The organism is Micromonospora taraxaci, from assembly GCF_007830095.1.
Classification (GTDB): Bacteria; Actinomycetota; Actinomycetes; order Mycobacteriales; family Micromonosporaceae; genus Micromonospora; species Micromonospora taraxaci.
This window is the reverse complement of sequence record NZ_VIWZ01000001.1, coordinates 1,170,411-1,193,531: the sequence shown is the minus strand read 5'-3', so window position 1 is coordinate 1,193,531 and position 23,121 is coordinate 1,170,411. Positions and strand designations below refer to the sequence as shown.

Annotated in this window: 21 protein-coding genes; 12 read left to right on the top strand and 9 right to left on the bottom strand. The window is 69.9% G+C overall.

Translation table 11 applies throughout. The features are described 5' to 3' along the window. The first annotated feature begins 68 nt into the window (after window positions 1-68). Window positions 69-890 carry a DeoR/GlpR family DNA-binding transcription regulator gene (locus FHU34_RS05690; protein ID WP_145779003.1) on the top strand — a complete coding sequence of 274 codons (822 nt, stop codon included), beginning with the start codon at window positions 69-71 and terminating at the stop codon, window positions 888-890. Beyond that, window positions 890-1,966, top strand: coding sequence for a galactose-1-phosphate uridylyltransferase (gene galT, locus FHU34_RS05685; RefSeq protein WP_145779002.1), 1,077 nt, complete (start codon window positions 890-892; stop codon window positions 1,964-1,966). Before FHU34_RS05690 ends, galT begins: the two co-directional genes overlap by 1 nt. A gap of 315 nt (window positions 1,967-2,281) precedes the next feature. On the opposite strand, the gene FHU34_RS05680 is transcribed toward galT, so the two are convergent. Next, complete coding sequence (locus tag FHU34_RS05680) at window positions 2,282-3,499, bottom strand: NADP-dependent isocitrate dehydrogenase (RefSeq protein WP_145779001.1); 1,218 nt, start codon at window positions 3,497-3,499, stop codon at window positions 2,282-2,284. Between the two features lie 137 nt (window positions 3,500-3,636). Between FHU34_RS05680 and FHU34_RS05675 the strand changes: the two genes are divergently transcribed. After that, window positions 3,637-4,446, top strand: a complete 810-nt coding sequence (locus FHU34_RS05675) for an MBL fold metallo-hydrolase (protein WP_145779000.1) — start codon at window positions 3,637-3,639, stop codon at window positions 4,444-4,446. Window positions 4,447-4,564: 118 nt separating this feature from the next. Here the strand turns inward: FHU34_RS05675 and FHU34_RS05670 are convergent, their stop codons facing one another. After that, window positions 4,565-5,515 (bottom strand): malate dehydrogenase, encoded by a 951-nt coding sequence (locus FHU34_RS05670; protein ID WP_112583765.1) that lies wholly within the window; start codon window positions 5,513-5,515, stop codon window positions 4,565-4,567. A 126-nt stretch (window positions 5,516-5,641) separates the two neighbouring features. Further along, window positions 5,642-6,502 (bottom strand): bifunctional methylenetetrahydrofolate dehydrogenase/methenyltetrahydrofolate cyclohydrolase, encoded by an 861-nt coding sequence (locus tag FHU34_RS05665; protein WP_088987687.1) that lies wholly within the window; start codon window positions 6,500-6,502, stop codon window positions 5,642-5,644. A 448-nt stretch (window positions 6,503-6,950) separates the two neighbouring features. Between FHU34_RS05665 and FHU34_RS05660 the strand changes: the two genes are divergently transcribed. The 5 genes from FHU34_RS05660 (at window position 6,951) to FHU34_RS05640 (ending at window position 12,754) form a co-directional block, all read left to right on the top strand. Next, entirely contained in the window at window positions 6,951-8,552 is a 1,602-nt protein-coding gene (locus FHU34_RS05660; RefSeq protein ID WP_145778999.1) for a peptide ABC transporter substrate-binding protein, read from the top strand. A gap of 194 nt (window positions 8,553-8,746) precedes the next feature. Beyond that, on the top strand, window positions 8,747-9,685 hold the full coding sequence (locus FHU34_RS05655) for an ABC transporter permease (RefSeq protein ID WP_145778998.1): 939 nt from the start codon (window positions 8,747-8,749) through the stop codon (window positions 9,683-9,685). After that, window positions 9,678-10,634 (top strand): ABC transporter permease, encoded by a 957-nt coding sequence (locus FHU34_RS05650; RefSeq protein ID WP_145778997.1) that lies wholly within the window; start codon window positions 9,678-9,680, stop codon window positions 10,632-10,634. Before FHU34_RS05655 ends, FHU34_RS05650 begins: the two co-directional genes overlap by 8 nt. A gap of 67 nt (window positions 10,635-10,701) precedes the next feature. Beyond that, window positions 10,702-11,733: an ABC transporter ATP-binding protein gene (locus tag FHU34_RS05645; protein WP_145778996.1), complete on the top strand. Its 1,032-nt coding sequence runs from the start codon at window positions 10,702-10,704 to the stop codon at window positions 11,731-11,733. Next, the gene (locus FHU34_RS05640) at window positions 11,714-12,754 is read left to right on the top strand and encodes an ABC transporter ATP-binding protein (protein WP_145778995.1); all 1,041 of its coding nucleotides are present in this window, start codon (window positions 11,714-11,716) and stop codon (window positions 12,752-12,754) included. Before FHU34_RS05645 ends, FHU34_RS05640 begins: the two co-directional genes overlap by 20 nt. A gap of 109 nt (window positions 12,755-12,863) precedes the next feature. Here the strand turns inward: FHU34_RS05640 and purH are convergent, their stop codons facing one another. Then, window positions 12,864-14,435, bottom strand: coding sequence for a bifunctional phosphoribosylaminoimidazolecarboxamide formyltransferase/IMP cyclohydrolase (purH, locus tag FHU34_RS05635; RefSeq protein WP_145778994.1), 1,572 nt, complete (start codon window positions 14,433-14,435; stop codon window positions 12,864-12,866). Further along, window positions 14,432-15,052: a phosphoribosylglycinamide formyltransferase gene (gene purN, locus FHU34_RS05630; protein WP_145778993.1), complete on the bottom strand. Its 621-nt coding sequence runs from the start codon at window positions 15,050-15,052 to the stop codon at window positions 14,432-14,434. Before purN ends, purH begins: the two co-directional genes overlap by 4 nt. A gap of 272 nt (window positions 15,053-15,324) precedes the next feature. Between purN and FHU34_RS05625 the strand changes: the two genes are divergently transcribed. After that, entirely contained in the window at window positions 15,325-15,795 is a 471-nt protein-coding gene (locus FHU34_RS05625) for a DUF4190 domain-containing protein (RefSeq protein ID WP_145778992.1), read from the top strand. Between the two features lie 55 nt (window positions 15,796-15,850). Here FHU34_RS05625 and FHU34_RS05620 read toward each other — a convergent pair whose 3' ends face one another. After that, window positions 15,851-17,140 (bottom strand): cell division protein PerM, encoded by a 1,290-nt coding sequence (locus FHU34_RS05620; RefSeq protein WP_145778991.1) that lies wholly within the window; start codon window positions 17,138-17,140, stop codon window positions 15,851-15,853. Between the two features lie 424 nt (window positions 17,141-17,564). Between FHU34_RS05620 and FHU34_RS05615 the strand changes: the two genes are divergently transcribed. Continuing rightward, on the top strand, window positions 17,565-17,831 hold the full coding sequence (locus FHU34_RS05615) for a DUF4190 domain-containing protein (protein ID WP_145778990.1): 267 nt from the start codon (window positions 17,565-17,567) through the stop codon (window positions 17,829-17,831). A gap of 64 nt (window positions 17,832-17,895) precedes the next feature. Here the strand turns inward: FHU34_RS05615 and sucD are convergent, their stop codons facing one another. The 3 genes from sucD to icmB form a co-directional block, all read right to left on the bottom strand. Further along, window positions 17,896-18,783 carry a succinate--CoA ligase subunit alpha gene (gene sucD / locus FHU34_RS05610; protein ID WP_145778989.1) on the bottom strand — a complete coding sequence of 296 codons (888 nt, stop codon included), beginning with the start codon at window positions 18,781-18,783 and terminating at the stop codon, window positions 17,896-17,898. 2 nt (window positions 18,784-18,785) lie between these two features. After that, a complete protein-coding gene (sucC, locus tag FHU34_RS05605) occupies window positions 18,786-19,964 on the bottom strand; it encodes an ADP-forming succinate--CoA ligase subunit beta (protein ID WP_145778988.1) in 1,179 nt (392 codons plus the stop codon). Window positions 19,965-20,395: 431 nt separating this feature from the next. Continuing rightward, on the bottom strand, window positions 20,396-20,800 hold the full coding sequence (gene icmB, locus FHU34_RS05595) for a coenzyme B12-dependent isobutyryl CoA mutase small subunit (protein WP_088987674.1): 405 nt from the start codon (window positions 20,798-20,800) through the stop codon (window positions 20,396-20,398). Window positions 20,801-21,305: 505 nt separating this feature from the next. On the opposite strand from icmB, the gene FHU34_RS05590 reads away from it, so the two are divergent. Both FHU34_RS05590 and FHU34_RS05585 read left to right on the top strand, forming a co-directional pair. Then, window positions 21,306-22,013, top strand: coding sequence for a M23 family metallopeptidase (locus FHU34_RS05590; RefSeq protein WP_145778987.1), 708 nt, complete (start codon window positions 21,306-21,308; stop codon window positions 22,011-22,013). Window positions 22,014-22,286: 273 nt separating this feature from the next. After that, the gene (locus FHU34_RS05585) at window positions 22,287-23,057 is read left to right on the top strand and encodes a M23 family metallopeptidase (protein ID WP_145778986.1); all 771 of its coding nucleotides are present in this window, start codon (window positions 22,287-22,289) and stop codon (window positions 23,055-23,057) included. Window positions 23,058-23,121 lie beyond the last annotated feature (64 nt).

Here is a 23,121-nt window from a genome sequence, read left to right as displayed (position 1 = left end):
CTAGTGTTCATTCTTGTTGGAACACGTTTGACCGCGTGAGAGTACGGGGACCCCTGGGAGGCACGGCGATGCTCGCTCAGCAGCGGCAGACGGCCATCCTGGAGCGGGTCCGGGCGACCGGCGGCGTTCGGGTCAGCGAACTGGCCGGCGAGTTCGGCGTCTCCGACATGACCATCCGCCGCGACCTGGAGGCGCTGCACGAGCGCGGCCTGCTGGCCAAGGTGCACGGCGGCGCCACGACAGCCGAACCGAGTTCGACCGACGAGCCGGGCTTCCACGCCAAGTCGGTCCGTCAGTTGCCGGAGAAGGCCGCCATCGCGGACCACGCCGCCCAACTGGTCCGTCCGGGCGCGGCGGTCGCCCTCTCCGCCGGCACCACCACCGCCGAGTTGGCCCGCAGGCTGGTGGACGTGCCCGGCCTGACCGTGGTCACCAACTCGCTGCCGGTGGCCGAGATCCTGCACGCCGGAGGTCGACCGGACCAGACTGTGGTGCTCACCGGGGGCGTACGCACTCCGTCGGACGCGTTGGTCGGCCCCCTCGCGGTCGGGGCGGTCCGCTCGCTGCACCTGGACCTGCTCTTCCTGGGCGTCCATGGCATCACCGAGCGGGCCGGCTTCACCACCCCGAACCTCATGGAGGCGGAGACCGACCGGGCACTCGTGGCCGCGGCGGACCGACTGGTGGTGCTCGCCGACCACACCAAGTGGGGCACTGTGGGCATCTCCTCGATCGTCGAGCTGGCCGCAGCACACGTACTGGTCAGCGACGACCGGTTGCCACCACCCGCTCGACGGGTACTCGGCGAACAGGTGGGCGAATTGATCATGGTGAAGGCGACAGGGGCGGGCCGCGCGACGCGCACGCCGACGAGTGAGGGGACGGCGTAGTGAAGCGCACCGCCATCGACCTGGCCGACGGCCGGGAGCTGATCTACTTCGACGAGGGCGACGACGCCGTCCGTGACCAGCCGGACCGCCGTGACCTGCCACCACCGCCTCCCGCGTCCCAGCTGCGCTACGACCCGCTGACCGACGAGTGGGTGGCCGTCGCCGTACACCGGCAGACCCGCATCTTCCTGCCGCCGGCGAACGAGTGCCCGCTCGACCCGTCGGTGGGCGACCGCCTGACCGAGATCCCCGCCCCCGACTACGACGTGGTGGTCTTCGAGAACCGGTTCCCGTCGCTCAGCGGCCGGGTCGCCGACGAACCCGGGGCCATCACCCCGTTCACGTCCGTCCGACCGGGCCTCGGGCGGTGCGAGGTCGTGTGCTTCACCTCGGACCACAACGCCTCCTTCGCCAGCCTGCCGCCGCGTCGGGTGCGCACCGTGCTGGACGCGCTCGCCGACCGCACCGAGGTGCTCGGGGAGCTGCCCGGCGTGGAGCAGGTCTTCTGCTTCGAGAACCGCGGTGTCGAAATCGGCGTCACCCTGCACCACCCGCACGGGCAGATCTACGCGTACCCCTTCGTGACGCCGCGCACCCGCGCGTTGCTGGCCGCCGCCCGCCGGCACGCCGAGCAGACCGGCGGGGGCAACCTGTACGCGGACGTGCTGGCCGCCGAACGAGCCGCCGGTGAGCGGGTGGTCGCCGAGAACGAACACTGGACGGCGTTCGTCCCGGCGGCTGCCCGCTGGCCGTTCGAGGTGCACGTCGCCCCGCGTCGCGTGGTGCCGGACATCCCGGCGCTCAGCGACAGCGAGCGGGACGCCTTCGGGCCGCTCTACCTGGATCTGCTGCGCCGCTTCGACGGCCTGTTCGACATGCCGATGCCGTACATCTCGGCGTGGCACCAGGCGCCGGTGCGGATCGACCGGGAGTTGGGCCACCTGCACCTGCAGCTGTTCAGCATCCGGCGCGCCAAGGACAAGCTGAAGTACCTGGCGGGCTCCGAGTCCGGGATGGGTGTCTTCATCAACGACATCGCTCCGGAGCGTGCCGCCGAGTTGCTCCGCGCCGCCTGAGCCGCCCGGCTTCCCCGCTGTGCGGTGAGCGCCGTGCGGTGAGCGGCGGGGAACAGGGCGCGGGGGGCCCGGGACAGGGCCCCCCGCAGGGAAGGGACGGCTGGCTGTGCACGGCACAGCCGGGAAGGCTGGCTGATCGGCGCACGGGTGCCGCGGGTCGACCGTGGTCAACCTTCCTGGACGCGACTGGCATCTCGTCCATCCTGGTCAACGAGGCGCGCCGACGGCGGTGACGCCGCTCGGCGCGGCACCGCCGGACACGCCGAAGCCCGCCGGCGAGTGGCCGGCGGGCTCCGATGACGCGGTACGCCTGGATCAGGCGGCGAGCTTACGGGCCAGGTTCTCGTCGAGCGCGTTCATGAACTCGTCGGTGGTCAGCCACGGGGCGTCGCGCGAGATGAGCAGCGCCAGGTCCTTGGTCATCTGGCCACCCTCGACGGTGTCGATGATGACCTGCTCCAGGGTGTTGGCGAACTCGGTGACCGCCGGGGTGCCGTCCAGCTTGCCCCGGTGGGCCAGGCCACGGGTCCAGGCGTAGATCGACGCGATCGGGTTGGTCGAGGTCTTCTCGCCCTTCTGGTACTGCCGGTAGTGCCGGGTGACAGTGCCGTGCGCGGCCTCGGCCTCGACAGTCCGGCCGTCCGGGGAGAGCAGCACCGAGGTCATCAGACCCAGCGAGCCGAAGCCCTGCGCGACGGTGTCGGACTGCACGTCACCGTCGTAGTTCTTGCAGGCCCAGACGTAGCCGCCCTCCCACTTGAGCGCGGCGGCGACCATGTCGTCGATGAGCCGGTGCTCGTAGGTGAGGCCGGCGGCGTCGAACTCGGCCTTGAACTCGGCCTCGAACACCTCGGCGAAGATGTCCTTGAACCGGCCGTCGTACGCCTTGAGGATGGTGTTCTTGGTCGACATGTAGACCGGGTAGTTGCGGTCCAGGCCGTACCGGAACGACGCCCGGGCGAAGTCCCGGATCGACTCGTCGTAGTTGTACATGCCCATGGCGATGCCGCCGCCGGGGAAGTTGGCGACCTCCATCTCCATCGGCGTGCCGCCGTCGGCCGGCGTGTAGGTGATGGTCACCGTGCCCGGACCGGGGACGACGAAGTCGGTGGCCTTGTACTGGTCACCGTGGGCGTGCCGGCCGATGATGATCGGCTTGGTCCAGCCGGGCACCAGGCGCGGCACGTTGGACATGATGATCGGCTCGCGGAAGACGACGCCGCCGAGGATGTTGCGGATGGTGCCGTTGGGCGACCGCCACATCTTCTTCAGGCCGAACTCCTCGACCCGGGCCTCGTCCGGGGTGATGGTCGCGCACTTGACGCCGACGCCGTGCTCCTTGATGGCGTTGGCGGCGTCGATGGTGACCTGGTCGTCGGTCTCGTCGCGGTACTGGATCGACAGGTCGTAGTAGTGCAGGTCGACGTCGAGGTAGGGCAGGATCAGCTGCTCCCGGATCTGCTTCCAGATGATCCGGGTCATCTCGTCGCCGTCGAGCTCCACGACCGGGTTGTTTACCTTGATCTTCGCCATCGGCCGGCGCTCCTCTCGGGGGACACGTGCTCAAGCAGTACGAGCGTACTGCAATTGGGCCGGCGGCCCCCAGCCGGCCTCGACCGACCGGTGGAAACCGGGCTGCGCAGTGCGGGAACTCCCTGGATCATGACGCGATGCCACTGAGCCGCACCCTCGGGTCTATCACGGTCACCGCCCTCACCGACGGTGAGGGTGCCTTCTTCCAACCCCGCGCGGAGGCGTTTCCGCACGCCACGGCGGTCCACTGGGCGGAGGCCGACCGGCGCGACCCCACCTCGGTCACCGCCGACGGGCAGTGGTGGCTACCGTTCCGCAGCTTCGCGATCCGCTCCGGCGACGGGCCGGTCACACTGGTCGACGCGGGAATCGGCCCGGCCGACGCGCCGGCCGCGAGCTGGGCGCCGGTGCCCGGCCGGATGCCCGCCGAGCTGGCCGCCACCGGCATCGACCCGGCCGACGTCGAGACGGTGGTGCTGACCCACCTGCACAGCGACCACATCGGGTGGGCCGTCACCGGCACGCCCGGCCGACCGTACTTCCCCAACGCGAGCTACCTGGTGCAGCGCGCCGAGGTGGACGCGGCGCAGACGCTCAACCCGGGGCTGCCGGCCGGCCTGATCGCGCCGTTGCGCGCCGCCGGCCAACTCCGGGTGGTCGACGGCGAGACGACCCTCACCCCGGCGGTACGTCTGCTGCCCACTCCCGGCCACACCCCGGGCCACCAGTCGGTGCTGCTGACCTGGGCCGACGAACGGATGCTGCTCACCGGCGACCTGCTGGTGCACGCCGTGCAACTCGTCGACCCCGACCTGGCGTACGCCCACGAGGAGGACCCGGACGAGGCCCGCCGCTCCCGCCTGACCATCCTCCGGACCCACTCCCCCACCATCCTGGCCACCCCCCACCTGGGCACCCCCTTCACCCCGCCGCCTGACCTCCGTTGATCATGAAGTTATTGCCCTGACACGCCGAGCTGGAGGGCAATAACTTCATGATCAACGGGGCCTACGCAAGGGGGCGCGCCGGCTTGCCGGCGCGCCCCCTTGCGTACTGCTGGGTCGATCACATGCTGGAGATGTCGCCCTGCTTCGCGCGGACGGCCTCGGCCGCCTCCAGGAGGCTGGCACGCTCGTCGGCGTCCAGGTCGGTCTCGACGACCCGCTTGACGCCCTCGGCGCCGATCTCGGCCTCGACACCGAGGTAGACACCGGAGATGCCGTACTCGCCGTCGACCCAGGCGCAGACCGGCATGACCTCGCCGGAGTCCTCCGCGACAGCCTTCGCCATCCGGGCCGCGGCGGCCGACGGGGCGTAGTACGCCGAGCCGGTCTTGAGCAGCGCGACCACCTCGGCGCCACCGTTGCGGGTCTTGACGACCAGCTCCTCGATCTGCTCGGCCGGCATCGCGTCGCGCAGCGGCTTGCCGTTGACGGTGCTCTTCGACGGCACCGGGACCATGGTGTCGCCGTGCGAGCCCAGGGTCAGGGTGCGTACCGACGCCACCGGCACGTTCAGCGCCTCGGCGACGAAGTTGCTGAACCGGGCGGTGTCGAGCATGCCGGCCTGCCCGAGCACCCGGTTCTTCGGGAACTGGGTGGCGAGCTGCGCGAGCGCGGTCATCTCGTCCAGCGGGTTCGAGACGACGATGACGACAGCGTTCGGGGCGTACTTGGCGACGTTCTCGGCGACCTGACGAACGATCTTGGCGTTGGTCTCCAGCAGGTCCATGCGGCTCATGCCGGGCTTGCGCGGCAGACCAGCGGTGATCACGACGACGTCGGAGCCCTCGATGCTCTCGTAGCCCTCACCGTTGGGGCCGGTGGTCACGCCGACGACCTTGGTCTCGAAGCCCTCGATGGCCCGCGACTGGTTGAGGTCGAGCGCGAGACCCGCGGGCTTGCCCTCCACGATGTCGGTGATCACTACGGTGTCGAAGACGTCGTACTCGGCCAGGCGCTGTGCGGTGGTAGAGCCGTAGAAGCCAGCCCCGACGACAGTGACCTTCTTACCCATGGTCGTCCCACTCCCTGATACCAGTCGGTTTTCCGGACCGTATCAGTCATCCTGACACCGATCAGGCCAGGGGCGGCGGGCATCGCCGGGATGGGGCGAACGTCACCGGTGTCGCCGGCGCACGGTTCAGCCGCGCTCCGCGCGCTCCACCACGTTGCTGAGCAGCATGGCCCGGGTCATCGGCCCGACACCGCCGGGCATCGGCACCAGCGCGCCGGCCGTCTCGGCCACCTCCGGGTCCACGTCGCCGGTGTAGCGACCCTTGCCGTCCGCGCCGATCACCCGCGTGATGCCGACGTCCACAACGACCGCGCCTGGGTTGATCATGTCGGCGGTGAGCAGCCCCGGTACGCCGGCCGCGACGATGACGATGTCGGCGGCCCGGGTGTGCGAGGCGAGGTCGAGGGTGCCGGTGTGGCACAGCGTGACGGTGGCGTTCTCGGAGCGCCTGGTGAGCAGCAGGCCGAGCGGGCGGCCGACGGTGTTGCCCCGGCCGACGACGGCGACGGTGGCGCCGCGCAGGGCCACGTCGTGGCGGCGGAGCAGTTCGACGATGCCGCGCGGGGTGCAGGGCAGCGGGCCGTCGTAGCCGAGGACGAGCCGACCCAGGTTGACCGGGTGCAGGCCGTCGGCGTCCTTGTCCGGGTCGATCAGCTCCAGCACGCGCTGAGTGTCGAGGTGGGCGGGCAGCGGCAGCTGGACGATGTAGCCGTGGCACGCCGGGTCGGCGTTCAGCTCGGCGATCACGTCGTCGACCTGCTGCTGGGTGGCGTCGGCCGGCAACTCCCGGCGGATCGAGGCGATGCCCACCTCGGCGCAGTCACGGTGCTTGCCGTTGACGTACGCCTGACTGCCCGGGTCCGACCCGACCAGGACCGTGCCCAGCCCGGGAGTGATGCCGCGTTCCGCGAGTGCCTTCACCCGAATTCGCAGCTCGTCCTTGATCTCCGCCGCGGTTGCCTTGCCGTCCAGAAGCGTCGCCGTCACGACCAGATCGTCTCACGACCTCCGCCCGGGGTTCCGACGACCTCGATCGGGCGGCCCATCGACTCCTTGATCACCATCAGCAAATGTGACCATCCGTGACGTGTTGCTAGTCACTCTGAGTGAACATCTGTTCATTCGGTCACCATCGAACCAGACAGGCGGACCGTGGCGGACCGACACCGGACGGACACTCACGCAGGCGGCAACGCGATCTATATCGCCACGACAGGGCACGAAGGCAGCGATGTCTTTCCAGCAAGATGGCGTTTCGCATGGTTTGACGTAGCAGTCCGGCAGCCGTTCGACAAGGGACTCGACCTCATACCGTTACCCACCCGCAACCGCGTCGTTGTCGAAGCCTCGCCGCCGACCTACCGTTACCGCTTGTTGCGCAGCGTAAACCCAGCGTCGGGCCTGACTGCGCAGCGTGAGGAGATGAGGAGGCTCAATGCGAGTTCGTAGACTCGCCGCCTGGACCGCCCTCCCGCTCGCGGTGACGCTGGGCCTCGCGGCCTGCGGCAGCGGCGGCGACGGTGGTTCCGGTGGCAGCGACAGTTCGGTGGTCAGCATCCAGATCGCCGAGCCGAAGCACCTGGTTCCGACCAACACCACCGAGACGTCCGGCTCTCAGGTCATCGCCGGCCTGTTCAGCCCGCTCGTCGACTACGACGCCCAGAACAAGCCGTACGAGGTCGCCGCCCAGTCGGTCACCTCGTCCGACAACAAGGTCTGGACGATCAAGCTCAAGGACGGCTTCACCTTCCACAACGGCGAGAAGGTCACGGCCGAGGACTACATCAACGCCTGGAACTACGGCGCGTACGCCCCCAACGGCCAGGACACCAACCCGTTCTTCGAGAAGATCGCTGGTTACGCGGACCTGCAGGGCAAGGAGCCGAAGGCCAAGGAGATGTCCGGCCTGAAGAAGGTCGACGACCTCACCTTCACCGTGACGCTCAACGAGCCGTACATCGACTTCAAGACCACGTTGGGCTACAACGCGTTCTTCCCGATGCCGGACGCCGCGTTCTCGGCTCCGGGCGTGCTCAAGGACTCCTACGAGCAGGCGCCGATCGGGCAGGGCCCCTTCAAGATGAAGGGCACCTGGCAGCACGACAGCAAGATCGAGGTCGAGCGTTACGACGCCTTCCCGGGCGAGAAGCCCAAGGTGAAGAACGTCGAGTTCCGGATCTACCAGCAGCTCACCGCGGCGTACGCGGACGTCCTGGCGGACAACCTGGACGTGCTGCCCACGATCCCGACCGAGAGCCTGAGCACCGCGCCGAGCGACCTGGGCGACCGGTACAAGACCAGCCCGATGTCGTCGTTCCAGTTCCTGGCGTTCCCGACGTTCGACAAGGACTACAGCAACCCGGACGTCCGCAAGGCCATCTCGATGGCGATCGACCGTGACGAGATCACCAAGTCGGTCTTCAAGGGCTCGCAGACGCCGGCGCGCTCCTTCGTCTCGCCGGTCCTGCCGGGCTTCCGGGACGACACCACCGGCAAGTCGGGCGAGTTCAACCCGACCGAGGCCAAGAAGCTCTACCAGGCCGCCGGTGGTCCTTCGAAGATCGTCATCTCGTACAACGGCGACGGCGGTCACAAGGACTGGGTCGACGCCACGGTCAACCAGCTCAAGGCCAACCTGGGCGTGGACGCCGTGGGCTCGGCCGAGCCGAAGTTCGCCGACCTGCTCACCAAGGTCGAGAAGAAGACGCCGGTGGGTGCGTTCCGGATGGGTTGGGTCATGGACTACCCGACCATGGAGGACTACCTCGGCCCGCTGTACAGCACGAACGGCTCGTCGAACTACTACGGCTACAGCAACCCGGAGTTCGACAAGCTGGTCAAGGAGGGTTCCGCCGCCAAGACGCAGGACGAGGCGATCGCCAAGTACCAGCAGGCGGAGGACATCCTGGCCAAGGACATGCCGGTGATCCCGCTCCGCTTCGGCGAGAACGTGTTCGGCCACTCGTCCAAGGTCAAGAACGTGGAGATGGACCTGTTCCAGCGGGTCAACCTCGTCAAGATCGAAGCGGCCAGCTGAGCTGACCATGGTGCGGGCCACCCGGGCGACGATGCCCGGGTGGCCCGGACCGCACCGGGGGCCGGACCGCAGCAGCGGGTCCGGCCCGGTGGTGCCGGCTCCCCCGGGCCGGACGGCACGTCTCCGATATTTCGGGTACGACCAGAGATGCCGTCCTGCGACCCTTTCGCACATTTCCGGAGAGACTGCTAAGCATGTTCCGCTACATCTTGCGGCGCCTACTGCAGATGGTCCTGGCGTTCTTCGGGACCACCCTGATCGTCTACGCGCTGACATTCGCCGGGCAGGGCGACCCGATCCAGGCGCTCGCCGGTGAGCGGCCGGTGACGCCAGCCCAACGGGCCTACCTGACCGAGAAGTACCACCTGGACGCCACCGGCGTCGGCGGCTTCTTCTACCGCTACTTCGACTACGTGAAGAACCTGCTCCAGGGCAACCTGGGCGAATCGCTCACCGGTCGGAACATCGGCGACATCCTCGAACAGGCCTGGCCGGTCACCGTACGGCTCGCGCTCATCGCGCTCGCCGTGGCGATCATCTTCGGGGTCAGCGCCGGGGTGATCGCCGGCATCCGCCGGGCCAGCATCTTCGACAACTCGACGCTCGTGCTGACCCTCCTGGTGCTGGGTATCCCGACCATCGTGCTGGCCCCGCTGGCGCAGTACTTCCTGGGCGTCAAGTTCCAGCTCTTCCCGCCCACCGCCGGCTCGGACCCGTCGTTCTACGCGCTCCTGCTGCCGGGCATCGTGCTCGGCTCACTGTCGCTGGCCACCGCGTTGCGCCTCACCCGCGCCTCGGTGGCGGAGAACCTGCGCGCGGACTACGTCCGGACCGCCCGGTCGAAGGGCCTGGTCAAGCGCCGCATCGTCATCGTCCACGTGCTGCGCAACTCGCTCATCCCGGTCATCACCTTCCTCGGTGTGGAGCTGGGCAACCTGATGAGCGGCGCGATCATCACCGAGGGCGTCTTCAACATCCCCGGCGTGGGCTTCAACCTCTTCCGCGGCATCCGCACCGAGGACGGCCCGCTGGTGGTGGGCATCGTCAGCGTGCTCGTCGTGGTCTACCTGATCTCGAACCTGGTGGTTGACGTCCTGTACGCCGTACTCGACCCGAGGATCCGCTATGAGTGACTTTGAAACTGTGGCGGCCAGCGAGAACCAGGCCGCACGACGTGGCCCCTCGGGCGAGCCGGGCACACCCAACCAGGTCGGCGCTCCGAACAAGCCGCGCAGCCTGGCCGGAGACGCCTGGCGCGACCTCCGCCGCAACCCGATCTTCTGGATCTCGCTGGCGCTGGTCGTCATCTTCACGCTGATGGCGCTGCTCCCCGGCGTGTTCACCGCCAACAACCCGAACGACTGCCTGCTGTCCCGGCAGCACGCCGGGCCGTCCGGCGGGGCCATCTTCGGGTACGACTTCCAGGGGTGCGACACGTACTCCCGGGCGGTCTACGGCACCCGTGCCTCGTTGCTGGTCGGCGCGCTCGCCGCGCTCGGCACCGGGATCATCGCCCTGGTCATCGGCATGCTGGCCGGTTACTTCGGCCGGTGGGTCGACGCGGTGCTCTCCCGGGTGATCGACGTGGTGCTCGGCATTCCGCTGCTGCTGGCCGCGATCGTGCTGCTCAAGCGGGTGTCCAGCGACAGCCAGTGGGCTCGGATCGGCGCTGTCGTCTTCGTGCTGGCCCTCCTCGGCTGGACCACCGCCGCCCGGGTGGTCCGCTCCTCGGTGATCACCGCCAAGGAGCAGGACTACGTCGCGGCGGCCCGGATGCTCGGCGCCGGCAACAGCCGGATCATGTGGCGGCACATCCTGCCGAACTCGCTGGCCCCGGTCATCGTCGTGCTGACCATCGCGCTCGGCTCGTTCATCGCGGCCGAGGCGACGCTCTCCTTCCTCGGCATCGGCCTGAAGGCGCCGACCATCTCCTGGGGTCAGGACATCGACACCGGCCGGATCCACATGCGGGAGGCGGCCACCCCGTTGATCGTCCCGTCGGCGTTCCTCGCGCTGACCGTTCTGGCGTTCATCATGCTCGGCGACGCGATCCGTGACGCCTTCGACCCGAAGCTGCGGTGATTCTCATGCGAGCGCGAGGAGTGAGCGAAGCGAGCCCCGCAGTCGCGAGCGAAAGGCAGGCACAGTCATGACCTTCGAACCTACGCCGGCCTCCGCCACTCCCGAGGGCGGCCACCTGCTCGAATTGCGAGACCTGCACGTCGAGTTCCGCACCAACGAGGGTGTGGCCCGGGTGATCAACGGCGTGTCGTACCACCTGGACGCCGGCGAGACACTTGCCGTGCTCGGCGAGTCCGGCTCGGGCAAGTCGGTCACCGCCCAGGCGATCATGGGCATTCTGGACACCCCGCCCGCGTTCGTCCGCTCCGGCCAGATCCTCTATCAGGGTCAGGACCTGCTCACCCGCACCGAGGAGCAACGTCGGCAGGTACGCGGCAAGGAGATCGCGATGATCTTCCAGGACGCGCTCTCCGCCCTGAACCCGGTGTTCCCGGTCGGCTGGCAGATCGGCGAGACGCTGCGCCAACGCGCCGGCATGTCCCGGGCCGACGCCCGGCGGCGCGCCATCGAGTTGATGGACCTGGTCAAGATCCCGGGTGCTGCCAAGCGCATCGGCGACTACCCGCACCAGTTCTCCGGGGGCATGCGGCAGCGCGTCATGATCGCCATGGCACTGGCGCTGGACCCGAAGGTGTTGATCGCCGACGAGCCCACCACGGCGCTCGACGTGACCGTCCAGGCCCAGATCATGGACCTGCTGGCCGACCTGCGCCGCGAACTCAACATGGCGATGATCCTGATCACCCACGACCTGGGTGTGGTCGCCGGTGTCGCGGACCGGATCGCCGTCATGTACGCCGGTCGCATCGTCGAGCACGCCGACGTCCACTCGCTCTACAAGGCCCCCGCCCACCCGTACACCAAGGGGTTGTTGGAGTCGATCCCGCGCCTGGACGTCCGTGGCGAGGAACTGTCGACGATCAAGGGGTTGCCGCCGAACCTGATGCGCATCCCGTCCGGCTGCCCGTTCCACCCCCGGTGCCCGTACGTCCAGCAGGTCTGCGTGGACGTCGTACCGCACGACCTGGTCCTCGGCGACGGCCGGACCAGCGCTTGCCACTTCGCGCAGGAGGTCCGTGATGACAGCGTCGCCCGCTAACCCCACCAAGGTCCGCGGCGAGGCCATCCTCTCCGTCGACAACCTGGTCAAGCACTTCCCGATCACCCAGGGCGTGCTGTTCCAGCGGCAGGTCGGCGCGGTCAAGGCGGTCGACGGGGTGAGCTTCGAGCTGCGGCGCGGCGAGACACTGGGTGTCGTCGGCGAGTCCGGCTGCGGCAAGTCCACCCTCGCCCGGCTGCTGATGCGGCTGGAGACGCCCACCTCGGGAAGTGCCACCCTGGAGGGCAGGGACCTGTTCAAGGCCTCCGGTGGCGAGCTGCGCCGGGTGCGCCGCAACATGCAGATGGTGATGCAGGACCCGTACACCTCGCTGAACCCGCGGATGACCGTCGGTGACATCATCGGCGAGCCGTTCGAGATCCACCCGGATGCCGCCCCAAAGGGCAGCAAGCAGCGGCGTGTCCAGGAGCTGTTGGACCTGGTCGGGCTCAACCCGGAGCACATCAACCGGTACCCGCACCAGTTCTCCGGCGGCCAGCGTCAGCGCATCGGCATCGCCCGGGCGCTCGCGCTGCGGCCCGACGTGATCGTCTGCGACGAGCCGGTGTCCGCGCTGGACGTCTCCATCCAGGCCCAGGTGATCAACCTGCTCAAGCAGTTGCAGGACGAGCTGGGGCTGTCGTACATCTTCATCGCCCACGACCTGTCCGTGGTGCGGCACATCGCCGACCGGGTAGCGGTGATGTACCTCGGTCGGATCGTGGAGATCGGCACCGAGGACGAGATCTACGAGCGGGCCACCCACCCGTACACCCAGGCTCTGCTCTCCGCCGTGCCGGTGCCGGACCCGGCCGCCCGCGAGCAGCGCACCATGATCCGGCTGGTCGGGGACGTGCCCAGCCCGGCCGACCCGCCGAGCGGGTGCCACTTCCGGACCCGCTGCTGGAAGGCCCAGGAGATCTGCGCGGTAGAGGACCCCGCAACGGTCCCAAGGGCAGCGGACCCCCACCCGTCCGCCTGCCACTTCGCCGAACTCCGCCCCACCCTCCCCACAGCCTGACCCACCCCGCCCGCTGGGGTCGATCATGGAGTTGTGGTGGCCGCTTTGTCGGCCTATGCCCCTTCTACGGGGCACCACAACTCCATGATCGACCGCGACAGGGGCTGGGTCAGTGGAAGAAGTGGCGGGTTCCGGTCAGGTACATCGTCACGTTGGCCTTCTTTGCCGCTTCGATGACCTCTTCGTCGCGGATCGAGCCACCGGGCTGGACGATGGCGCGCACGCCGGCGTCGATGAGGATCTGCGGGCCGTCGGCGAACGGGAAGAACGCGTCCGACGCGGCCACCGAACCCCGGGCCCGGTCGGCGCCGGCCCGGCTCACCGCGAGCTGCGCCGAGTCCACCCGGTTGACCTGACCCATGCCCACGCCGACGGTGGCACCGTCCTTGGCGAGCAGGATCGCGTTGCTCTTCACCGCGCGCACCGCACGCCAGGCGAACGCCAGGTCACGCAGCAGCTCCTCGTCAGCGGCCTCCCCGGTCGCCAACTGCCAGTTCGAAGGGTCGTCACCAGGGGCGTCCACCCGGTCCGCGACCTGGGTCAGCACGCCACCGGTCACCGGCCGCCACTCGACAGTCGCCGGAGTCCAGGCCGGCGCGCGCAGCAGCCGGATGTTCTTCTTGCCCTGCAACACCTCGACCGCACCCTCGTCGAAGCCGGGGGCGACGACCACCTCGGTGAAGATGTCCGCGACCTGCCGGGCCAGCTCCACCGAGACCGGGCGGTTGACCGCGATGACACCGCCGAACGCCGACACCGGGTCGCAGGCGTGCGCCCGCCGGTGCGCCTCGGCGACGTCCACGCCGACCGCGATGCCGCACGGGTTCGCGTGCTTGATGATCGCCACCGCCGGCTGGTCGGCGAAGTCGTTCGCCGCACGCCAGGCGGCGTCCGCGTCGACGTAGTTGTTGTACGACATCTCCTTGCCGTGCAGCTGCTCGGCCTGGGCCAACCCCGCCGGGGCGTCCGGGTCGGTGTAGAGCGCGGCCGGCTGGTGCGGGTTCTCCCCGTAGCGCAGCACCGTCGACTTGCGCAGCGCCGACCCGGCGAACGCCGGCCAGGTGTCGTCGGCCGGGGCCAGCTCCCGGGCGCACCACTGCGCGACGGCCACGTCGTACTCGGCGATGTCGGCAAACGCCCGGGCGGCCAGCGCACGGCGCTGGGCCAGAGTGAAACCGCCCTCGTCGAGCGCGCCGAGCAGCGCCGGGTAACCGGCCGGGTCGGTGAGCACCGCGACCGAAGCGTGGTTCTTGGCGGCGGCCCGCACCATGGCCGGGCCACCGATGTCGATCTGCTCCACGCACTCCTCGACCCCGGCGCCGGAGGCGACGGTCGCCTGGAACGGGTAGAGGTTGGAGACCAGCAGGTCGAACGCCGCCACCCCCAGCTCGTCGAGCTGCGTGACGTGCGTGTCCTTCCGCAGGTCGGCCAGGAGGCCGGCGTGCACCTTCGGGTGCAGGGTCTTCACCCGGCCGTCGAGCACCTCGGGGAACCCGGTCACCGTCTCCACAGGCGTCACCGGCACACCGGCGGCGGCGATGGTGCCCGCCGTGCTGCCCGTGGACACGATCTCCACACCGGCAGCGTGCAGGGCCTGGGCCAACTCGACCAGCCCGGTCTTGTCGTAGACGCTGACCAGCGCCCGCCTGATCGGGCGGCGCCCGTCCTGAGTGGGACTCACGGAACCGTGACCTTCCTTCCGGTGATGGTCCAACCTTCGCGGACCAGACGGCCGACCTGCTCGACGAGCTGGCGCCGCTCGGCTTCCTTGATGCGCTCGGTGAGCGTGTCCACGTCGTCGTCGTCGAGCACCGGCACCGCCACCTGCGCGACGATCGGCCCGGTGTCCATACCGGCGTCGACGAAGAAGAGGGTGGCACCGGTGAGCTTCACGCCGTAGGCGAGCGCATCACGCGGGCCGTGGATGCCGGGAAACGCCGGCAGCAGGGTGTTGTGGGTGTTCAGGTAGCGGTCGCCGAAGGCGGCCAGGAAATGCGGCCCGACCAGCTTGAGGAAACCGGCGGAGATGACCAGATCGGGTTGGTGCTTCGCGACGTGCGCGGTGAGCGCCCGGTCCCAGTCCTCCCGCGTGTCGTGGTCACGGACCCGCTCCACGAAGGTCGGCACCCCGGCGGCTTCGGCCCGGTCCAGGCCCGCGATGCCGTCGCGGTCCGCGCCGACCGCGACGACCTGTGCGCCGTACGCGGGGTCGGCGGCGGCGTCCAGCAGCGACTGGAGGTTGCTCCCGGAGCCGGAGACGAGGACGACGATGCGGGCGACAGGCGCGGGCTCGGTCACCGGGCCACCCTATCGGGCAGGTCAGGACGCCCTTCGGCTGGGCGGCGCGCCGATCTTTGACAGCGTCGACGTGCATCGACCCGGTACGCTGCCGCTCGCTCGGCCGAAAGCCGCGCCGATCCGGGCCAGCACCGATCGGCCAACGGCAGTCGTCGATCGACAGCACAGTGGTGATGTCGTCGTGATCCTGCGCTGTGCATTCCGAGGAGTGACAGCGATCATGGGTGGAAACAACAGTGGTAACTGACGGAACCATTTCAAGGAGCTTGTGAATGCAACCCGGTAACCCCGGCCAGGACCCGTACGGCCAGCAGCCCAACGACCCGACCGCGCCCCAGCCGCCGCAGAACCCGTACGGCCAGCCGCCGGCCGCCCCGTACGGCCAGCAGCAGCCGTACCAGGACCCGTACGGCCAGCAGCAGCCGCAGTACGGGGGCGGTCCGACGTACCCGAACGCCGGCTACCCGCAGGGTCAGGGACAGAACAACACCCTCGGCCTGGTGGCGCTGATCCTCGGTATCGCATCGATCCCGCTGGCCTGCTGCCCGCTGCTGGGCATCCCGGTCGGCATCGGTGGTGCGGTGACCGGCTACCTGGGCCGGCAGAAGGCGGCGCAGGGTCAGGCCAGCAACGCCGGTCAGGCCAAGGCCGGCCTGATCTGTGGCGCCGTCGGTGTCGCGCTCGGCATCATCTCGGTCATCCTGAGCGTCGCGCTGAACGTCGGCCTGCCGACCAACCCCTGACGGATCCCGCAGCTACGGGGCGTTCCGGATTCCGTCCGGGGCGCCCCGGGCTCGTCTACTGGGCGGGTGAGCGAGTGAGCGCTCGGGTGGCCGCAGCGCCGAGCAGCGCGCCGACCGCGATGACGGCTGTCGCCACCGCACCCACCTGCCAGCCCACCGGCCCGACCTCCGCCAGCCGCCCGGCGCCCAGCGGCCCGCCGGAAACCGCGGCGACCAGCCCGAGCAGCACACCGGCCACCGGCCCGGCCAACGCCGCCGGCGCCAGCACCTCAGCCCACCGTTGCGGGGCCCGCTCCGGCCCGGCGAGTCGAGCCACCCGGCGGGCGAGCAGACAACCGCCGACCATCCCGGCCAGCACCGGCACCGCGAGTAGGAGCGCGCCGAAGCCGTCCACCGGACCGCGCGGCAGGCCGGCGAGCAGAGGCACAGCTGGCAACGCGCCGACCGACACCTCACTGGTACGAACCGCGGTGTCGGTGCCGACCGCGAAGCCCGGCCCGAGCAGATAGCTGGTCGACCAGATCGCCGCGTTCGGCGCGTACGCGACGCTGACCAGGGTGATCCCCGCCTGGCCGGCGACCCCCGTCCGGTACGCCCCGATCATGTCCGCCGCGTCGCCGCCACCGGTGGCCACCGCCAGGCCGGCCGCACCGGCGCCCGCGCCGAGCAGCAGCAGCCCCGCTACCAGGCCGGCGCGAACGCCGTCCCGGACCGGGCCCGGCATCCGGGCGACGAGCACCCGGGTCACAGCGGTGATCCGGGTGGCACCGATCAGGGCGGCGAGTGTGCCGACCACCGCGAACATGGCACCCGCCCGGATCACTGACACATCCGGCCCACCGGCGCTGACCAGCACCGCCGCGAGCGCGCCGAGCAGCGCGTACGCGATGCCGACCGCGCCCGCGGCGAGCAGCGCGCGGCGCGGTGAGCGGGTGTCCCGGGCGCCGATCGCGCGACTGACGTGCACACCGGCCCGGCTGAGCCGCCAGAGCGCGAGCACCGTCAGCGCCAGCGGGGCAAGCCCGAGCGGACCGGAGTCGGTGTGCAGCGGCACCCCGTGGCCGAGCAGCCAACCGGCCAGCGCCGTGCGCAGGGTGCCGGCCAGGGTGGTCGAGTCGGTGCCGAGCTGGACCAGACCGAGCACGATGGCGACCGGCAGGTAGGAGGTGAGGGCGGCCCAGCCGGCCGCCACCCCGGCGGCGACCGGCAACGGCGCACGTCCGCGCGGCGACCCGCCCGCGCGCGGCGAGGGCACCCGCCGGGACGGCGTGGCACGGTTGACCGGCCGGTCGTCGGCGCTCACACCGCCGGGACGGCTGGGACGGTCAGGGGTGACGGGGGACATCCGCTCTACTCTGGCACGTCGCGCGGGCGGTGGCAGTCCGTTAACGCCTCCTAGGGCGCGTTTCATAAGGGCGATCGGGTCGAGGCGGCGTCTGGGCCGCCCTCCGGGAAGGCCCCCGCGCCCCGCGCCCCGCGCTCCGCGCCCCGGATCCTCACAACATCGGGGATGTTGCTGCCTCCGACGACGCGGGAAACAGCAACATCCCCGATGTTGCGCGGATCTTGGCGGCCAGCGTTGGGCGCAGGCGGGCGGCTGCGTTCACTGCCGTTGCGGTACCGAGGGTGGCGAGTTCACCGAACCGCCGTCCAGATCATCCGGTCCGGTCTAGCCTCGGCCCAGAGGGGGCGCGAGTCGCCGCCGCCCGGTCGGGCCCGCCGGTCGCGGCCCGGGTCGGTACGCCGCCCACGACCGCCCGGAGGAAGCTGTGACGACCGCATACCCGCCGCCCCCGCCCCCACCGGCGCGGGGACGGGACCGGACGACCCTCTGGGGCGTGCTCGGCATCGTGCTGGGTCTGATCTGCTGCGGCATCCTCGGCATCATCTTCGGCTACCTGTCCATCCGCGACGCGCGGCGCAACGGGCAGTCGCCGGTGCTCGGCTACCTCGCCATCGTGTTCGGGGTGATCAACATCATTGGTGGCTCGATCCTGCGGCTCACCGGCAACTACCCGTTCTGGAACAACGACTGACTCTCCGCACGACGAAGGGGGCCGACCGTTTCCGGTCGACCCCCTTCCGTGTTGCCCTTCCGGCTCAGCTGCCGGACATGATCTCCCGCATCAGCTTCGCGGTCTCGGTCGGCGTCTTGCCGACCTTGACGCCGACAGCCTCCAGCGCCGCCTGCTTCGCCTCGGCGGTGCCGGCCGAACCGGAGATGATCGCCCCGGCGTGGCCCATGGTCTTGCCGGGCGGAGCGGTGAAGCCGGCGATGTAGCCGACCACCGGCTTGGTGACGTTGGTCTTGATGAACTCGGCGGCCCGCTCCTCGGCGTCGCCGCCGATCTCACCGATCATCACGATGGCGTCGGTCTCCGGGTCGGCCTCGAACGCCGCCAGGGCGTCGATGTGCGTGGTCCCGATGATCGGGTCACCGCCGATGCCGACGCAGGTGGAGAAGCCGATGTCGCGCAGCTCGTACATCATCTGGTAGGTCAGCGTGCCGCTCTTGCTGACCAGGCCGATCCGGCCGGAGCCGGTGATGTCGGCCGGGATGATGCCGGCGTTGGACGCGCCGGGCGAGGCGATGCCCGGGCAGTTCGGCCCGATGATCCGGGTCTGCTCGCCCTGCGCCACGTTGTACGCCCAGAACGCCGCGGTGTCGTGCACCGGCACGCCCTCGGTGATCACCACAGCCAGCGGGATCGCGGCGTCGATCGCCTCGACCACGGCGGCCTTGGTGAACTGCGGCGGCACGAAGATGACAGTGACGTCGGCCCCGGTCTCGGCCATCGCGTCCGCGACGGACGCGAAGACCGGCAGCTCGGTGCCGTCGAAGTCGACCTTCTGACCCGCCTTGCGCGGGTTGACGCCGCCCACCACGTTGGTGCCGGCGGCGAGCATCCGCCGGGTGTGCTTGGAACCCTCGGAGCCGGTCATCCCCTGGACGATGACCTTCGAGTCCTTGGTCAGCCAGATAGCCATGATCAGACCCCCGCAGCTGCCAGCTCGGCGGCCCGCTCGGCCGCACCGTCCATGGTGTCCACCCGCTGCACGAGCGGGTTGTTCGCGCTGTCCAGGATCGCCCGGCCAGCCTCCGCGTTGTTGCCGTCCAGACGGACGACGAGCGGCTTGCTGACCTGCTCGCCGCGCTGCTCCAGCAGGGCCAGCGCCTGGATGATGCCGTTCGCCACCTCGTCGCAGGCGGTGATGCCGCCGAAGACGTTGACGAAGACGCTCTTCACGGCCGGGTCGGAGAGCACGATCTCCAGCCCGTTCGCCATCACCGCGGCGCTCGCGCCACCGCCGATGTCGAGGAAGTTGGCCGGCTTGACGTTGCCGTGCCGCTCACCGGCGTACGCGACCACGTCGAGGGTCGACATGACCAGACCCGCGCCGTTGCCGATGATGCCGACCTCGCCGTCGAGCTTGACGTAGTTGAGGTCCTTGGCCTTGGCGGCCTGCTCCAGCGGGTCCACCGCGGCCTGGTCGACGAGCGCCTCGTGGTCCGGGTGCCGGAACGCGGCGTTCTCGTCCAGGCTGATCTTGGCGTCGAGCAGCAGCATCCGGCCGTCGCCGTTCTTGGCGAGCGGGTTGACCTCGACCAGCGTGGCGTCCTCGGCGACGAACGCCTGCCACAGGCCGACGGCGATCTCGACCACCTGGTCGGCGACCTCGGCCGGGAAGCCGGCAGCGGTCACGATCTCACGGGCCTTGGCCTCGTCCACGCCCTTCACGGCGTCGATCGGGGCCTTCACGACCTTGTCGGGGGTCTCGGCGGCGACCTGCTCGATGTCCATGCCGCCGGCGACGCTGGCGATGCAGAGGAAGGTGCGGTTCGCCCGGTCGAGCAGGTACGAGAAGTAGTACTCCTCGGCCACGTCCGCGGTCACCGTGATCATGACCTTGTGGACGGTGTGACCCTTGATGTCCATGCCGAGGATGTCGGTGGCGCGGGCCACCGTCTCCTCGGCGCCCTCGGCCAGCTTCACGCCGCCGGCCTTACCTCGGCCGCCGACCTTCACCTGCGCCTTGACGACCACGCGACCGCCGAGGCGTTCGGCGATCGCACGGGCCTCTTCCGGGGTAGTGGCGACGCCGCCGGCCAGCACGGGCAAGCCGTGCCGCTCGAACAGGTCCCGCCCCTGGTACTCGTACAGGTCCACGATTGCGCGTCCCGTCCCGTCTCCGCGGCGCGCCGTCGCGCCGCCACCAGCGTTCAGAAAACAGTTTGACGCCTGTCATCAGTTCAAACAGGCCATTGGCCGCAGCCTAGCGAGGTCGGCACCACCGGCAACCGAGCGGGTGCACGGTGTGCGGTAATGCACAACCGGCCATCAGGTGTGGCCGGTTTCCGGCCAGAACTCCGGTGGCATCCACCGTCCGGGCGATGTTGTCCGGCTTGCGTAACCCTGCCGTGGGGGCGTCGTTGAGTCAGATGTCGGAGCGCTGAACAGCGCAAAGACGGGATACGGCCGATGCCCTGTCGGTCGAGGGGTGGCGGCGGGGCATCGTGCATAGAGGGGCCGGACGTGTGAGGGGTGCGTCCGGCCCCTCCCCCGTGCCCAAAATCGGTGGGGCAGCAGTTCGGCGTTCCTCAGGAAACCGGCTGGGCCACGTTCTCGCGGACCCACTCGACAATCGCCTGGGTGGTGGCGCCCGGTGTGAAGATCTTCGCGACGCCCAGCTTCTCCAACTCGGGGATGTCGCCGTTCGGAATGATGCCGCCACCGAACACGACGATGTCGCGGGCGTCCCGCTCACCGAGCAGTTCCAGCACCCGCCGGAAGAGCGTCATGTGCGCGCCGGAGAGCACGGACAGGCCGACCGCGTCGGCGTCCTCCTGGATGGCGGTCTCCACGATCTGCTCGGGAGTCTGGTGCAGGCCGGTGTAGACGACCTCCATCCCGGCGTCCCGCAGGGCGCGCGCGACGACCTTCGCGCCCCGATCGTGGCCGTCCAGGCCAGGCTTCGCGACGACGACCCGAATCCGAGAGCTCATCAGCGCACACCTTTCACCGGCTTGACCGCCTTCACCTTAACGAACGGTAACCCGGCGGGCCCGGCCCGGGAAATCCGGGCCGGAAAGCGGGCTCGGTCACCGGTCACCGCCTGCGCAGCGACCCACCGTGAAGGTCCACGACCGGGAGAGAGTCGCCGACCGGTGACGGGACCGGCAGCCGGGGGCGACCCGGCACTACCGGCAGTGGCGATCCGGCACCGCCCGTAGTCAAGTCGGACGAGTCCGCCGGATCGGTCACGCTCGGCGACGAACGGGCAGCATCAAGGGCACCGTTTGGCGTCGCGATGCGTGACAATAATGGACGCAAACGGACAGAACGACACGCCAATTTGGCGCTCTAGCTTGTGACTCGCCTGGTGGTTGGCTAACGTGTCCACGGTTGTCATCAGGTCCATGGACGGGTGACGACGCGGTCAGCGGACGTTCAGTGGAGCTTCACGAACGCCCACCGGCCGCCTCGGAACCCCGACAACGGAGGGTGTGCGTGCGCCAGCGCCTGTCGTCTGAGCCCGATCGATATCGCGGTCGTCGCCGTGTGCCCACCCCACCGCGCAGCCGTTACGCCGCAGTCGTCACCACAGCGTTCGTCGGGGCCGGCATCGTCGCCCTCGGCGCGAGCGCCCTGCCGGATGCCAAGGACGTCAGCCCGACGGTCCTCGACGAGCTCAAGCAGGCGTCGGTCACCAGCCAGGACGCCGCGGCCCGTGCGGACAACGCCGACCGCGCCTCCCGGGACAGCCGCAGCAAGGACAGCGCCGAGCCCGAGGTCTGGCTGCTGCCGCTGCAGGGCTACGACTTCAACTCGCCCTACGGGGTGCGCTGGGGCAAGATGCACACCGGCGTCGACCTGGTCGCGGGCGAGGGCACTCCCTACGTCGCGATCCACGACGGGCTGGTCACCAAGGCCGGCTGGTTCGGCGGGTACGGCAACGCGGTGATCGTGCAGCACGCCGACGGCAGTGAGGCCATCTACGGTCACTCCTCCGCGGTGAGCGTGAAGGAAGGCCAGCAGGTCAAGGCCGGCGACCAGCTGGGCCTGGTGGGCCAGACCGGCCACGCGTACGGCACCCACCTGCACCTGGAGATCCATGTCAAGGGCCAGCCGATCGACCCGGTGCCCTACCTCCAGGAGCGCGGAGTGGACATCAAGCTGCAAGTCGAGGCAATTTACAGCGAGGTAGCCGCGTCCTGACGCTGCGTACCGACCGATGGCCGCCCAGATCGATCGATCTGGGCGGTTTTTCGTTGTGCCCGTCGAGCGGATGTGTGCCGGGTCACCACCACGACTGTGACTGGCGACACGCCAACGCATGATCACTTATCCGGATTCAGCACCCCAGAACGGGCCATACGTGGGCACTCGCCACGTTGTCCATCGCGGGTGATCCGGTCCCCGCGCCTGCCCCAACTCGGCCCGACACCAGTATTTCGAGGTCAAGTGCCCCCTCGACTGTGAAGGTCCGCCGTGCAGGAAGACAGCCCCGTCCAGAACGAGACCACCCCGGACACCGCCCAGACCGAGCGGCCGCAGCGCGCCGGCCGGCGGAACCGCCTCATCGTGCTCAGCGCGGCCGCCCTGGTGGCCCTCGGCCTCGGCGGCATCGCCGTCGCCACCACCGGCAACGACCGCCCGGCACCGACCGCCGTCTCCCTCGACGCGCAGTCCCGGGCCGAGGCCGCCAGCCGGGCGGACCGCTCCGCCCGCGAGTCGAGCACGCCGGTCGCCCCCTCGGTCAGCCCCACGGCGAGCCCGTCGGCGGTCAGCGCCAGCCCGACACCCGCGAAGACGGCCACCGCCAAGGCCAAGCCGAAGCCGAAGAAGACCACCAAGCCCACGCCCGCCTGGGTCGACCCGATGCCGGGCGCAGCCGTCACGTCCTGCTACGGGCAGCGCTGGGGCACTCTGCACGCCGGTATCGACCTGGCGCTGCCCTCCGGTACGCCGATCCACGCCGCAGCCGCCGGGACCGTGACGCAGGCCGGCGACGCCTCCGACGGTTACGGCAACTCCGTCTTCATCGACCACGGCAACGGCTACCTGACCCACTACGCCCACCAGAGCCGCATCGCGGTCACCGTCGGGCAGGCGGTCAAGGCCGGCCAGGTCATCGGCTACGAGGGCGCCACCGGCGATGCCACCGGCCCGCACCTGCACTTCGAGGTGCACCAGGGCATGTGGAACCAGATCGACCCGGCCCCGTTCATGCGGGCCCACGGCGTGGACCTGGGCTGCTGAACGACCGCCGCAGCCGGAAGGCGTGACTTCCGCCGAAGCGGAGGTCACGCCTTCCGTCACCTGC